The sequence below is a fragment of the Macromonas bipunctata genome, from assembly GCF_002837135.1.
GTDB lineage: Bacteria > Pseudomonadota > Gammaproteobacteria > Burkholderiales > Burkholderiaceae_C > Macromonas_A > Macromonas_A bipunctata.
Window position 1 is genome coordinate 21511 of sequence record NZ_NWBQ01000031.1, and the last position, 13480, is coordinate 34990.

Here is a 13480-nt window from a genome sequence, read left to right on the forward strand (position 1 = left end):
GCTTTTTTTCAAGCACCCAAGTTCTCACCCCCACACCGCACTCCCCACCGTGGCCACGGCCCCAGCCAGCAGGCTCAAGCCCACCCCCAGCACCACTTTCTGGCCGATGACGCGGCCCCCAGTCGTCCAGGCGATGCCCGCTTTTACCAGCGTGTTGGTCAGCGCGGCCACGCCCATGGCGGTGGCAGTGATGATGCCGGGTAGGGCGGTTTCAGCCGGTTGGCGCGCCAGCGAAATCACGATGGCATCCACATCGGCCACGCCCGATAAGGCGGCCAGCGCAAACACGCCCCGGTTGCCCAGCCATTCTTGCGCAGCGGGCACCAACACGCCCATCAGCGCCAAAAACAGGCCAAAGCCCAGCGCCGTGCCCAAGTCGAATGAGGCGTTATCCCCGGTTGGCGGGGCGGTGGTGCTTGTGGCGGTGTTGTTGGCGGCGGTTTGTCGCCAGCCGTTCAGGCCCAGCAGCACCAGCACCAGCCCCGGCACCAGCAGCGTGGTCGCCAGGTGTTGCAGCAAGCTGGGCTGCATCAGGCCAATCACGGCCACCATGCGAAAGAACATGATGCCGCAGGCGCTCAGCGTGCCCGCAGCGGCGGCGTTGGCCAGTGCAGGCTCTTGCTTAGCGTAACGCGACAGGGCCAAGGTGGTGGCGGTGGACGATGCCAGCCCGCCCAGCAATCCGGTCCACAGCAGGCCGCGTTGCGCGCCGGTCAGGCGCATAGCCCAGTGCCCGGTGAGCGACAGGGCGGCAATCAGAATCACCGCCCACCACAGTTCATAGGGGTTGAGGGCGTTGTAAGGGCCGTACCCTTGGTTGGGCAGGTTGGGCAGAATCACCACCGACAGCACCAGCAGTTGCAGTGCTGAACTCAATTCTCGTTCCGCAATCAGGCGCAGCCAGCCATGCAGGGTGGGCTTGAGCTGCAGCAGGATGGTGGCCAGCACCGCCACCGCAAACGCCAACGCGTAAGCCCCGGTGGCGGCGTAGGCCCCCAGCACCAGCGTCAGCAGCATGGCCATGGCGCTGGTGGCGCTGAGGTTGTTTTGGTCGTCGGCGCTTTGCCAGTAGGCGGCAGCGGCCAGCAGTCCCACCGCCAGCAGCCCCGCCACCAGCGGCCACGCGCCGTACTTGGGCAGCAGTGTGCCCAGCACGCCCCCCAGCAGGCCCGTCAGGGCAAAGGTGCGCAAGCCCGCCACACGCGCACCGCTGGGCAGGTCGCGCGTTTGCCAGCCGCGTTCCAGTCCAATCAACAGGCCAATCACCAGCGAGGCCCCCAGCCCCAGCGCATCGGGTGGAATTCCGAGTGTGTTCATGGCCCGCATATTACGCCGCACTTGCCCGACAATCGCCCCCATGCACCCCAAAGTTTTGCTGGACACCTGCGCCGACCTGATTGCGCAAACCCTGACCTTTCAACACCCCGCCGATGCCACTGTGGCCCGGTTTTTCCGGGAACACCGCCAGCTCGGGCCGCGTGAGCGGCACACGCTGTCCGACACGGTGTACGCCGTGCTGCGCGAGAAGCCGCGCCTGCAATGGTGGGCCAAGCGCGCCCCTGCGCCCGCCGATGCCAGCGCCGCGCCCAAACCGCCCAAGGGCACCAAACCCAGCCCGCGCCCACCGCACAGCGCGCGTTGCTTGGCGTTGTTGGTGTGGCGCGATCAACAGCCCGACCTGCTGCCCGCCGTGGCCACCGAAGCCGAATTGACTTGGCTCGCCACCTGCACCGCTGCCACGTGGCAAGCCCCCGACGCACCGCCCGATGTGCGCCACCTGTTGCCGTATTGGCTGGCCCAACCCTTGCAAGCCCAGTTGGGCGATGGTTTTGCCGCCTTGGCCGTTGCCGTGAACGAACCGGCACCGCTGGACGTGCGCATCAACCCGCTCAAGGTCAAGCGCCCGGCGGTGCTGCAGCAACTGCAGCAGGCGGGGCTGGAGGCGCAGGCCACGCCGTACTCGCCGTGGGGCGTGCGCCTGCACGGCAAGCCGTCGCTGGCACGCCTGCCGTTGTTCACCGAGGGCGCGATCGAGGTGCAGGACGAGGGCTCGCAGCTGCTGGCCCTGCTGCTGGACGCCAAGCGCAACGAGCTGGTGGTGGACTTTTGCGCCGGTGCAGGGGGCAAGACGTTGGCCATCGGCGCGGCCATGCGCAACACCGGGCGGCTGTACGCCATCGACACCTCGGCGCACCGGCTGGAAGGCCTGCAGCCGCGCCTGCAGCGCGCCGGTCTGGGCAACGTCCACACGCTGGTGATTGCGCACGAGCGCGATGAACGCCTCGACCGCATGCACGCCAAGGCCGACCGCGTGCTGGTGGACGCGCCGTGTTCGGGCCTGGGCACGCTGCGCCGCAGCCCGGACGTGAAGTGGCGCCAGAGCCCGCAGCAGGTGGCGGAGCTGGCCGACTTGCAAGGGCGCATCCTGGCCAGTGCGGCGCGGCTGGTCAAGCCCGGCGGGCGCCTGGTGTACGCCACCTGCAGCCTGCTGGAGCAGGAAAACGAGGCCGTGGCACAGGCCTTTTCCTTGGCGCACCGCGACTTTGAGGCTGTGCCGGTGCCGGAGCTGTTGCAGCAGGCCGGCCTTGAGCCCGAAACCGCTGCCAGCCTGTGCCAGGGCGATCATTTGCGCCTGTGGCCGCACCTGCACGGCACCGACGGCTTTTTTGCCGCCGTGTGGCGCCGCAAGTTTTGACGCAGCGCAAAACAGTGCAAAACCCCGCCCCATTTCCGACAAGGGGTAGGGTCAAGCCATTGCCCGCAGTGGCCCGGATGCCTAGAATGAACCGCTTGTTTGAACGGTTTTGTTAAAGGTTAGTACATGTCTGGACTGGAATCGGGCTTTGGCCTGATGGTGGATTTTGTGGCCCATGGCCTGAGTGGCCTGGTGTGGTGGCAGGTGTTGCTGGTGGCGCTGGTGCTCACGCACATCACCATTGTGAGTGTGACGCTGTACCTGCACCGCTGTCAGGCGCACCGCGCGCTGGAGCTGCACCCGCTGGTGTCGCATTTCTTCCGCTTCTGGCTGTGGTTGACCACTGGCATGGTGACCAAGGAGTGGGCCGCCATCCACCGCAAGCACCACGCCAAGTGCGAGCAGGAGGGCGACCCGCACAGCCCGCAGATCTTTGGCATCAAGAAAGTGTTCTGGGAGGGCGCCGAGCTCTACCGCGCCGAGGCCAACAACGCCGACACCGTGCAGCGTTTTGGCCACGGCACGCCCAACGACTGGGTGGAGCACAACGTCTACACCCGCCATTCGCGCTGGGGCATCGTCATCATGCTGGCGCTGGACGTGGCGCTGTTTGGTGGCCTGGGCCTGGCGGTGTGGGCGATGCAGATGGCGTGGATCCCGATCTGGGCCGCTGGGGTGGTCAATGGCATCGGCCACTACTGGGGCTACCGCAACTTCGAGGCCGCCGACGCCAGTACCAATCTGGTTCCTTGGGGCATCATCATTGGTGGCGAGGAATTGCACAACAACCACCACACTTACCCCACATCGGCCAAATTTTCGGTCAAGCCGTATGAGTTTGACATTGGCTGGCTCTACATCAGCGTGCTGGCCAAGTTGGGCCTGGCCCGCGCCAAAAAGACCCCGCCCAAACTGGCGTTTGGTGCCGTGCAGCCGGTGGCGGACGAAAAAACCCTCGAAGCCATCATCACCAACCGTTATGAGGTGATGGCACGTTACGCCCGCCAAATGCGTGTGACCGTGCAAGCCGAGCTGGATGCGCTGCAGGCCAAAAGCGCCGATGTATCGCGCCTGGAGGCTGTGCGCCGCTGGCTGCACCGCGACGACGACAAGGTGCCCGCCAAGTACAAGGCCAAGGTGGAGCAGGTGCGTGCCCAGCACCCGGCGCTGGCCCAGATGCACGCCATGCGCGAGGAGCTGCGCCAGTTGTGGTCCAACACCACCCTGACGCGCGAGCAACTGGCCAGGAACCTGCAGGCCTGGTGCCGCCGCGCCGAAGAAAGCGGTATTGCCGCCTTGCGCGACTACGCTGTGCAGTTGCGAGCGGTGCGGGCGTAAATATACCTGCGCCTGTATTGCTTAGCGTATTCTTGCTAATATATCGCTGTGGCCGCGCCCGGTCTGGGCGCGGCTTTTTTTCTGGTGCAAGGTCGCGCTTGTTGTTTGTGGTGGTCAAGTAAAAAAAGGAATTTGGGTATGCATTGGTTCAATAACCTCAAAATCGGCGCAAAGCTGATCGTCGGTTTTTTGGTGGTAGCTGCGATTGGCGCTGTGATTGGTGTCTTGGGGTTGGTTAACCTGTCCCGTATCAACGACATGGCCGACACCATGTACGAAAAAGAGGTGTTGGGTTTGCGTTATGCGTCTCAGGCCCAAGCCGAGATGATGGTGGCCGGGCGCACCTTGCGCGGTGCCATCTTGGCATCTGATATCGAATCTCGCAACCGTTTCATCGACAACGCCCTGCAGCGGGTGCAAAACGCCCAACAACGCCTGCAAAAAGCCGAATCCACCATTTACAGCCCAGAAGGCAAGGCGTTGTTCCAGCAGGCCACGCAGGCGGTGCAAGCGTATGAGCAGAACCTGAAGACGGCGATTGGAATCATCCGCAGTGAGCCGTTGCAGCCGATGCGGGAATCTACCGCGTACGTGGTCGGCCCGATGCGCGACAGCGCCTCCCGAATGGAGGAGTTCCTGGACAAGCTGGCCAGCCTGAAGGAAAGCAATGCCAGCCAGTTCAAAGACCTGAGCACGCAGGTGTATGAACAAGCCCGCTGGATGTTGGTGTTGGCGGTGCTGGTGGGCGCAGGTGCCGGTGGTGTGATTGGTGTGCTGTTGACCCGCCACCTGACCCGCCAGTTGGGAGGTGAGCCCACCGATGTAGCCCATCTGGCGGTGCAGATTGCCGCCGGCGACCTGACGGGCCGCATCGACGCCAGCCAGGCCCAGCCCGGCAGCGTGGTGTACGCCATGCGCGACATGCAGGCCGCGCTGGTGCAGCTGGTGGGCAGCGTGCGCAAGGCCAGCGACCACATTGCCACTGGTGCGCACCAGATTGCCACCGGCAACGCCGACCTGTCGCAGCGCACCGAAGAGCAGGCCAGCAACTTGCAGCAGACTTCGGCCTCGATGGAGGAGCTCACCAGCACCGTGCAGCAGAACACCGAGACCGCGCAGCAGGCCACGCAACTGGTACTGACCGCCACCGACGCCGCCACGCAGGGCGGGCAGGTCGTCAACCAGGTGGTTCACACCATGGCCGAGATCACCGAGTCGTCGCGCAAGATTGGCGACATCATTGGCGTGATCGACGGCATTGCGTTCCAGACCAACATCCTGGCGCTCAACGCGGCGGTGGAAGCGGCACGCGCGGGCGAGCAAGGCCGGGGCTTTGCCGTGGTGGCGGGCGAGGTGCGCACGCTGGCCCAGCGCAGCGCCGAAGCGGCCAAGGAGATCAAGGCCCTGATCGAGAACAGTGTCAGCAAGGTGCAGGTGGGCAACGAGCTGGTGGTGCAGGCCGGTGTGACGATCGACGGCGTGGTGGAGCAGGTCAAGCGCGTAGCCGATCTGATGGCCGAGATCAACGCGTCCTCGCGCGAGCAGGCCAGCGGCATCGGCCAGATTGGCAACGCGGTGGCGCAGCTTGATACCGTGACGCAGCAGAACGCTGCGCTGGTGGAGGAGGCCTCGGCCGCCGCCGACAGCCTCAACCAGCAGGCCCAGACGCTGGTGCAGCAGGTGGGGGCGTTCCGCGTCTGACCGCTGTTTGGCCCCGCCTTGCAGCAGGGCCAGCCCGGGAGCAGGCATGAAAAAACCGCCAGCCCGGCAATGGGTGTGGCGGTTTTTTTGAACTTGGAAGCAGGCTGAATTACTTCAGCTTGATTTCCTTGTAGTCCACGTGCTTGCGGGCCACCGGATCAAATTTCTTGATCAGCAGCTTTTCGGGCGTGGTCTTCTTGTTCTTGTCGGTGGTGTAGAAGTGACCGGTGCCGGCAGTGGATTCCAGCTTGATTTTTTCGCGTCCGCCTTTGGTTGCCATGGTTGCAGCTCCTTAAAAATTAGGCTTGGCCACGTGCGCGCAGGTCGGCGAGCACAGCGTCGATACCGTTCTTGTCGATCAGGCGCAGTGCAGCGCCCGAAACGCGCAGGCGCACCCAGCGGTTTTCGCTTTCGACCCAGAAACGGCGGGATTGCAGGTTCGGCAGGAACCGGCGCTTGGTTTTGTTGTTGGCGTGGGAAACGTTGTTCCCGACCATGGGCTTCTTGCCCGTGACTTCGCAGACGCGTGCCATGATTGGACACTCCAGTGAAATGTTAGCGGCGCTCGGGCCGCACCTCGCCCTTGTCCTGTGTTGTGCCGCCTGCCAAACGGGGTGTGGTCTGGACGGCTCCGGCTCAAGGGCGGTGAAAATTGCCGCAAATTGCAGCAAACCGCGCATTATAGCCGCATGGGCGCGGTGGCACGCAGGGCGCGCAGGGTGGCGTGCAGCTCGGGCACTTGCAGCGCCTCGGGCAGGTCCTGCAGCGCGGGGTGCTGCAGGTAGCCTTGCAGGTGGTACCACTCGGGGTCGGTGGCGTCGGCTATCTGCAGCAGGCTCTCGGGCGTCCAGTCGTCGTTGCGGGTAATGCGTTCGCCCAACCGGATGCACAGGTAGCACAGGGCCAGCCGCACGCCGCGTACTTCGTCAAGTTCACTGGCGGGGGTGAGCACGGTGCGGTCGATGTCGCGCACCTCTTGCACCAGCTCGGCCGGGATTTGCCATTCCTGCAGCAGCAGGGCACCGATTTCGGCGGCGCTCAGGCCCAGGTGCTCGATTTCGGCGGCCATGCGCTGCGGCAGCGGCAGCGCCCAGGTGTGGGCCGCGTTATCGGCGTCGGCGCTGCTGGTGCCGGGCCAGAAGCCGTAGCCCACCAGCTGGCCCAGGAAGTACAGCACCACTTGCGTGACGAGCGTGCCGGTGTCGGGCAGTTGCAGCTTCTGGCCCAGGCGCACGCACAGCTCGCTGGCCAGGGTGATGCTCTGGCCGATTTGGTCCAGCACCGCCTGCCCGCGCGCCCCCACGCCGCTGGTGGGCGCCATCAGCATGTACTGCAGGCACAGGTTGCGCACGGTGTTCAGGCCCAGGAAGGTGATGGCCTGCCCGGTGTTGGTGACGGGTTGCAGCAGGCCGTACAGCGGGCTGTTGACCGTGCTCAGCACCTTGGCGGTGATGGCGGACTGGCCCTTGATCATGATGCTGAGGTCGATGGAGTTGGTGGTCTCCACAAAATCGGGCGACAGCACCTGGTGTACAGCCAGCGGCGGGCGGGGCAGGGCGCGCAGCCTGTCCACCAAGGCTTGCCGTCCGGGCTCGGGCAGTGCCTCGTGCGGCAGCCAGCGCAGTTCGGCCAGGCCAGCGGGAAGGGTGTTGGTGGCTGCGTTTTCAGCCTCTGCGTTGGGCGCTGGGGTGGGTTCGGGGGCTGGTACCGGGGCGGATGCCAGCGCCTGCTCCACGCCTGGAGCTGCACCTGCCGGGGGCGTGATGGGGGCGGAGGTGGCAGGCGTGTCGGCGGCACTGCCGATGGCCGCATCGTTGGCGGCCACGGTGCTGGCTGGTGCCACCACCGCCAGTGGCACGCTGGTCGCATGGCTGGCCTTGGCAGCCGCCGCTGCGCGCAGGGCCTGTGCATGCGCTGTGACAGGGGGTGCTGGTGGCACGGCCGATCCGGCAGCCGGTGCGGGTGGCTGGGCGGTGTGCCAGTCCATCTGCTGATCGCGCGCCTGGCGCTGCTTTTCCTCGCTCAGCCACCACCACATCCCCAGCCCGACCAGCAACAGGCCGATGCTCCACAGCAGTGCCACGGCGCGTCAGCCTGCGGCCTGTTCCAGGAAGCGTTGCGCGTCCAGCGCCGCCATGCAGCCGGTGCCCGCGCTGGTGATGGCCTGGCGGTAGATGTGGTCTTGCACATCACCCGCGGCAAACACGCCGGGCACGCTGGTCTGCGTGGCAAAGCCGTTCTGGCCGCCGTGCGTGACGAGGTAGCCGTCCTTGAGCGCGAGCTGGCCCTCAAACAGGCTGGTGTTGGGGCTGTGGCCAATGGCAATGAAGCAGCCTTGCACCGCCACGTCCTCGGTGGTGCCGCTTTGCACGTTCTTCAGGCGCACGCCGGTCACGCCCTGGGCGTTGCCCAGCACTTCGTCCAGCACGCTGTGCAGCTTGAGTTCAATTTTGCCTTCCGCCACCTTGGCCATGAGCTTGTCGATCATGATGGCCTCGGCCTTGAAAGTGTCGCGGCGGTGCACCAGCGTGACCTTGCTGGCAATGTTGGACAGGTACAGTGCCTCTTCCACGGCGGTGTTGCCGCCGCCCACCACGGCCACGGGCTGGCCCCGGTAGAAGAAGCCGTCGCAGGTGGCGCAGGCGCTCACGCCCCGGCCCATGAAGGCTTCTTCAGACGGCAGGCCCAGGTACTTGGCCGACGCACCGGTGGCAATGATGAGCGCGTCGCAGCTGTACTGGCCGCTGTCGCCGGTCAGCATGAACGGGCGCTTGGACAGATCGACGGCGTTGATGTGGTCGAACACGATTTCGGTGTTGAAGCGCTCGGCGTGGGCCTGGAAGCGCGCCATCAGGTCGGGGCCTTGCACGCCGTCCACGTCGGCGGGCCAGTTGTCCACTTCGGTGGTGGTCATGAGCTGGCCGCCCTGCGCCATGCCGGTGACGAGCAGCGGCTTGAGGTTGGCGCGCGCGGCGTAGATGGCAGCGGTGTAGCCGGCGGGGCCGGAGCCGAGGATCAGGACTTGGGCGTGTTGCATGGTGCTGTGCGTCGGAAGTGGTGGGATGAGCCCCGATTGTAGAAAGCCTGGGCCGCGTGTGCTCGGTTAAGCTTGCGCCCTTGCTCTATGACGTACTCCCTTAAAACTTTGAACAAAAGCGCCAGCAGCCGCCGCGAACCGTCCGGCCTGGCCCGTTTTACCCAAGAGATCGGCCTGACCGTGGGCGCCCTGAGCCTGCTGTTCTGGTTTCTGGCGCTGTACAGCTACGCGCGTACCGATCCGGCCTGGTCCACCTCGGGCACGGGCGAGCCGCTGCACAACTGGGGCGGCCACCTGGGCGCGCTGCTGGCCGATGGCAGTTATGTGCTGTTTGGCGCGTCGGTGTGGTGGTGTCTGCTGGTGGCTGCGCGTGCGTGGTGGGCGGCGCTGCTGCGCTGGTCGCGCCTGGAAAGCGCCAGCGCCAGCGACGAGGAAGGCCCGTGGTGGCAGCGGTTGGACCAGCGCCGCATCAAGTTCTGGTCTGGCCTGGCATTGCTGTTGTCGGCCAGCGCGATGATGGAGTGGACGCGCCTGTACCCGTGGGACGACAGCCTCCCTGCTCTGGCCGGTGGTGTGTGGGGCGGCTGGCTGGGTGGCGTGGCGCTGCGCTGGCTGGGCGACATTGGCTCGGCCATCATGGGCGCGTCGCTGATGGGGCTGGGGCTGGGCTGGGTGTTCCGCTTTTCGTGGGGGCAGGTGTGCGAGGTGGTTGGCCAGCGCCTGATGCTGCTGCTGGACGCCTGGCGTGGCCGCTGGAGCGCGCATCTGGACCACCGCATCGGGCTGCGTGCCGCACGTGAGCGCGAGGAGGCGCTGCACCCGGCGCCCGCCGCAACCCGGCGCCCGCGCCAGACCGCCGCCAAGGAAACCGGCAAGGAGGCTGCATCCACGGCGGCCGCCTCTGCGCCACCGCCCGCCGCCGCCCCCACGCCCGAGGAGGAGGCACAGCAGGCCCGCCGCCAGCGCCGCGAGAACCTGTTGCGCCGCGCCAAGGCCGTGGTCGGGCTGGACAAGGGCGAAGCCGTGCCCGAACCCGAACCGCCAGCGGCGGCAGAGCCTGCATCGGCCAGCGCGCCCGCCAGCCCCAAGCGTGCGCCCAAGACCCGGGCCGCCGGTGCCCAGCCGGAGGCGGACGGCCAGCTGGCGCTGTCCGACTCGCCATTGCCGCAGGTGGACTTGCTGGATGGGATCGGGCCACAGCAAAGCACGGTGTCGGCCGACACGCTGGAGATGACCAGCCGCCTGATCGAGAAGCGCCTGCGCGACTTTGGCGTGCAGGTGACGGTGGTGGCGGCGTTTCCGGGGCCCGTGATTACCCGCTACGAAATTGAGCCTGCCACCGGGGTCAAGGGCTCGCAGGTGGTCAATCTGGCCAAAGATTTGGCGCGCTCGCTGTCGCTGGTGTCGATCCGCGTGATCGAGACCATTCCGGGCAAGAACCTGATGGCGCTGGAGCTGCCCAACGCGCGGCGTCAGACCATCAAGCTCAGCGAAATTCTGGGCTCGCCGGTGTACCACGACGCGCGCAGCCTGCTGACCATGGGCCTGGGCAAGGACATTGCCGGGCAGCCGGTGGTGGCCGATTTGGCCAAAATGCCGCACTGTTTGGTGGCGGGCACCACGGGCTCTGGCAAATCGGTGGGCATCAACGCCATGATCCTGAGCCTGCTCTACAAGGCCGAGCCCAAGGACGTGCGCTTGCTGATGATTGACCCCAAGATGCTGGAACTCAGCGTGTACGAGGGCATTCCGCACCTGCTGTGCCCGGTGGTCACCGACATGAAGCAAGCTGCCAACGGTTTGAGCTGGTGCGTGGGCGAAATGGAAAAACGCTACAAGCTCATGAGCAAGGTGGGCGTGCGCAACCTGGCGGGCTACAACACCAAGATTGACGAGGCCAAGGCGCGCGGCGAGTCCATCGCCAACCCGTTCAGCCTGACGCCGGAGGCGCCCGAGCCGCTGCAGCGCCTGCCGCACATTGTGGTGGTGATTGATGAACTGGCCGACCTGATGATGGTGGTGGGCAAGAAGATCGAGGAACTGATCGCGCGGCTGGCGCAGAAGGCGCGCGCGGCCGGCATCCACCTGATTCTGGCCACCCAGCGCCCGAGCGTGGATGTGATCACCGGGCTGATCAAGGCCAATATCCCGACGCGCATCAGCTTCCAGGTCAGCAGCAAGATCGACAGCCGCACCATCCTGGATCAGATGGGCGCCGAGGCGCTGCTGGGCATGGGCGACATGCTCTACATGCCCAGTGGCACCGGCTACCCGACGCGGGTCCACGGTGCCTTCGTCAGCGACGAGGAAGTCCACCGCGTGGTGACGTACCTTAAGGCCAAGGGCGGCGAGCCCGACTACATCGAAGGCGTGCTCGAAGGCGGTGCCGACGGCGAGGGCGGCGACCTGTTGGGCAACGATGGCGAAGGCGCCGGCGAGAAAGACCCGCTGTACGACCAGGCGGTGGCGATTGTGCTGAAAGACCGCAAGGCCAGCATCAGCTATGTGCAGCGCAAGCTGCAGATCGGCTACAACCGCTCCGCGCGCCTGCTGGAGCAGATGGAAAAGGCAGGTCTGGTGAGTTCGCTCACCGCCAGCGGCCAGCGCGAGATTCTGGTCGCAGCGCGCGGGAGCGAGTGATGGCCGCAGCACAAGTTTTTACAACTGGTACCGTCCACACCGGAAACCTGGCCCCTGCGGCCAGAGTCCCAGATGCCATGACGACATCTTCACGTTTCATGCACCGCACGCTGCGCTGGCTGGGCATGCTGGCGCTGCCGTACGCCGCCGCCCACGCCGATGGCCTGACCGACCTGGCCACCTTCCTGCGCACCACGCAGCAAGGCCAAGCCAGCTTCACCCAGACCGTGACCGCGCCCCAGAAAGACGGTGCCGCCGCGCCGCGCAGCAAGACCAGCAGCGGCACATTCGAGTTCCAGCGCCCCAGCCGCTTCCGCTTTCAGTACACCCAGCCGTTTGCACAGACCATCGTTGCCGACGGCCAGCAGCTGTGGCTGTTTGACGCCGACCTGAACCAGGCCACCGTGCGCCGCCAGCAGGACGTGCTGGGCAACACCCCGGCGGCGCTGATTGCCGCCGCGCCGGACTTGCGCGGCCTGCACAGCGTGTTCACCTTGAGCAACGCCCCCGACGCCGACGGCCAGCAATGGGTGCGCGCCACGCCCAAGGGCAAGGACGGGCAGTTGCAGTCCATGCAGCTGGGTTTTAAGCAAGGCCAGCTGGCCACGCTGGAGATGCTGGACAGCTTTGGCCAGCGTTCGGTGCTGCGCTTTGGCCCCATGAATCTGCAGCCCGGCTTTGGGTCTGGGCATTTCGTGTTCGAGCCACCGCCGGGGGCGGACGTGGTGCGGCAGTGACGCCGCCCAACGTACCCCTGGCCGAGCGCCTGCGCCCGCGCACGCTGGCCGACGTGGTGGGCCAGGCGCACCTGCTGGGGCCAGGGCGGCCGTTGCGGGTGGCGTTTGAATCCGGCCAGCCGCACAGCTGCATTCTGTGGGGGCCGCCGGGGGTGGGCAAGACCACGCTGGCGCGCCTGATGGCGCAGGCGTTCGACGCGCAGTTCATCGCCATCAGCGCGGTGCTGGGCGGTGTCAAGGACATCCGCGATGCGGTGGAGCGCGCCCAGGCGGCTCGTTCCGGTTTGCAGCCGCAGGGCAGCGTGCTGTTTGTGGATGAAATCCACCGCTTCAACAAAAGCCAGCAGGACGCGCTGCTGCCGCACCTGGAAAGCGGCTTGTTCCACCTGGTGGGCGCCACCACCGAGAACCCCAGCTTCGAGCTGAACGCCGCCTTGCTCTCGCGCGCGGCGGTGTACGTGTTGCAACCGCTGACGCCGGACGAGCTGGCGCAGCTGGTGGCCCGGGCACAGGCGCTGGGCGATGTGCCCGCCCTGACGCCCGACGCGCTGCAGGCGCTGCTGGGCTACGCCGATGGCGACGCGCGCCGCCTGCTCAACACGCTGGAGACCCTGGCCACGGTGGCCCGGGTGCAAGGCGCGGCACTGATCGACGCCGACGGCATGCAGCACGTGCTGGGCGAACAACTGCGCCGCTTCGACAAAGGGGGCGACCAGCACTACGACCAGCTTTCGGCCTTCCATAAATCGATCCGGGGCTCGCAGCCGGATGCGGCGCTGTACTGGCTGGCGCGCCTGCTCGACGGTGGGGCCGACCCGCAACACATCACGCGCCGCCTGGTGGCCATTGCCAGCGAGGACATCGGCAACGCCGACCCGCGCGCCTTGCCGCTGGCCATGGCGGCGGCGCAGGCGCTGGAGCGCCAGGGCCTGCCCGAGGGTGAACTGGCGCTGGCGCAGGCCACCACCTACCTGGCGGTGGCGCCTAAGTCCAACGCGGCGTATGTGGCGTGGCAGCAGGCCAAGGCCTTTGTGCGGCAGGATGGCAGCCGCCCGGTGCCCGCGCACCTGCGCAACGCCCCCACCGCCTTGCTGCGCCAGTTGGGCCACGGCGCGGCCTACCGTTATCCGCACGATGAAACCGAGGGCTACGCCGCTGGCGAGCGTTACTGGCCCGACGGCGTGGCGCCGCCACCGTGGTACCAGCCGGTGCCGCGCGGGCTGGAAATCAAGATGGCCGACAAATTGGCCCGTCTGCGTGCGCTCGATGAGGTCGCAGCCACGTCGGCAAAACTAAAATAACGCCTTTGCGTGCCGGTTCGTGGTGCGCAGC

The 13480-nt window shown here is 66.5% G+C and carries 11 protein-coding genes; 6 read left to right on the forward strand and 5 right to left on the reverse strand.

The genetic code is table 11. From position 1 onward, the window contains the following. Positions 1–24: 24 nt before the first annotated feature. Entirely contained in the window at positions 25–1317 is a 1293-nt protein-coding gene (locus tag CON76_RS05135) for an MgtC/SapB family protein (RefSeq protein ID WP_101102304.1), read from the reverse strand. A 40-nt stretch (positions 1318–1357) separates the two neighbouring features. On the opposite strand from CON76_RS05135, the gene CON76_RS05140 reads away from it, so the two are divergent. From CON76_RS05140 to CON76_RS13695, 3 genes are all read left to right on the forward strand, one after another. Continuing rightward, the gene (locus CON76_RS05140; protein ID WP_101102306.1) at positions 1358–2695 is read left to right on the forward strand and encodes an RsmB/NOP family class I SAM-dependent RNA methyltransferase; all 1338 of its coding nucleotides are present in this window, start codon (positions 1358–1360) and stop codon (positions 2693–2695) included. Positions 2696–2821: 126 nt separating this feature from the next. Further along, positions 2822–4033, forward strand: coding sequence for a DesA family fatty acid desaturase (locus tag CON76_RS05145; protein WP_101102308.1), 1212 nt, complete (start codon positions 2822–2824; stop codon positions 4031–4033). A 138-nt stretch (positions 4034–4171) separates the two neighbouring features. Further along, a complete protein-coding gene (locus CON76_RS13695; protein WP_101102310.1) occupies positions 4172–5734 on the forward strand; it encodes a methyl-accepting chemotaxis protein in 1563 nt (520 codons plus the stop codon). Positions 5735–5843: 109 nt separating this feature from the next. Here the strand turns inward: CON76_RS13695 and rpmG are convergent, their stop codons facing one another. The 4 genes from rpmG to trxB all read right to left on the reverse strand — a co-directional run bounded on the left by rpmG (position 5844) and on the right by trxB (position 8771). Continuing rightward, positions 5844–6014: a 50S ribosomal protein L33 gene (gene rpmG / locus CON76_RS05155; protein ID WP_101102312.1), complete on the reverse strand. Its 171-nt coding sequence runs from the start codon at positions 6012–6014 to the stop codon at positions 5844–5846. Between the two features lie 19 nt (positions 6015–6033). Beyond that, the gene (gene rpmB / locus CON76_RS05160) at positions 6034–6267 is read right to left on the reverse strand and encodes a 50S ribosomal protein L28 (protein ID WP_101048611.1); all 234 of its coding nucleotides are present in this window, start codon (positions 6265–6267) and stop codon (positions 6034–6036) included. A gap of 146 nt (positions 6268–6413) precedes the next feature. Beyond that, entirely contained in the window at positions 6414–7817 is a 1404-nt protein-coding gene (locus CON76_RS05165; RefSeq protein ID WP_101102314.1) for an HDOD domain-containing protein, read from the reverse strand. A gap of 6 nt (positions 7818–7823) precedes the next feature. After that, positions 7824–8771 carry a thioredoxin-disulfide reductase gene (gene trxB / locus CON76_RS05170; RefSeq protein ID WP_101102316.1) on the reverse strand — a complete coding sequence of 316 codons (948 nt, stop codon included), beginning with the start codon at positions 8769–8771 and terminating at the stop codon, positions 7824–7826. A gap of 87 nt (positions 8772–8858) precedes the next feature. Between trxB and CON76_RS05175 the strand changes: the two genes are divergently transcribed. From CON76_RS05175 to CON76_RS05185, 3 genes are all read left to right on the forward strand, one after another. Then, complete coding sequence (locus CON76_RS05175; protein WP_101102317.1) at positions 8859–11411, forward strand: DNA translocase FtsK; 2553 nt, start codon at positions 8859–8861, stop codon at positions 11409–11411. Between the two features lie 77 nt (positions 11412–11488). After that, on the forward strand, positions 11489–12148 hold the full coding sequence (lolA, locus tag CON76_RS05180; RefSeq protein WP_420812909.1) for an outer membrane lipoprotein periplasmic chaperone LolA: 660 nt from the start codon (positions 11489–11491) through the stop codon (positions 12146–12148). Further along, on the forward strand, positions 12145–13449 hold the full coding sequence (locus tag CON76_RS05185) for a replication-associated recombination protein A (protein ID WP_101102319.1): 1305 nt from the start codon (positions 12145–12147) through the stop codon (positions 13447–13449). The genes lolA and CON76_RS05185 overlap by 4 nt, the downstream gene beginning before the upstream one ends. Positions 13450–13480 lie beyond the last annotated feature (31 nt).

What these genes read in the sequence shown, in the direction of transcription:
- rpmB (WP_101048611.1), bottom strand. Translation starts at nt 6,267, where the DNA reads ATGGCACGCGTCTGCGAAGTCACGGGCAAGAAGCCCATGGTCGGGAAC.
- lolA (WP_420812909.1), top strand. Translation starts at nt 11,489, where the DNA reads ATGACGACATCTTCACGTTTCATGCACCGCACGCTGCGCTGGCTGGGC.
- CON76_RS05135 (WP_101102304.1), bottom strand. Translation starts at nt 1,317, where the DNA reads ATGAACACACTCGGAATTCCACCCGATGCGCTGGGGCTGGGGGCCTCG.
- CON76_RS05140 (WP_101102306.1), top strand. Translation starts at nt 1,358, where the DNA reads ATGCACCCCAAAGTTTTGCTGGACACCTGCGCCGACCTGATTGCGCAA.
- CON76_RS13695 (WP_101102310.1), top strand. Translation starts at nt 4,172, where the DNA reads ATGCATTGGTTCAATAACCTCAAAATCGGCGCAAAGCTGATCGTCGGT.
- CON76_RS05145 (WP_101102308.1), top strand. Translation starts at nt 2,822, where the DNA reads ATGTCTGGACTGGAATCGGGCTTTGGCCTGATGGTGGATTTTGTGGCC.
- rpmG (WP_101102312.1), bottom strand. Translation starts at nt 6,014, where the DNA reads ATGGCAACCAAAGGCGGACGCGAAAAAATCAAGCTGGAATCCACTGCC.
- trxB (WP_101102316.1), bottom strand. Translation starts at nt 8,771, where the DNA reads ATGCAACACGCCCAAGTCCTGATCCTCGGCTCCGGCCCCGCCGGCTAC.
- CON76_RS05175 (WP_101102317.1), top strand. Translation starts at nt 8,859, where the DNA reads ATGACGTACTCCCTTAAAACTTTGAACAAAAGCGCCAGCAGCCGCCGC.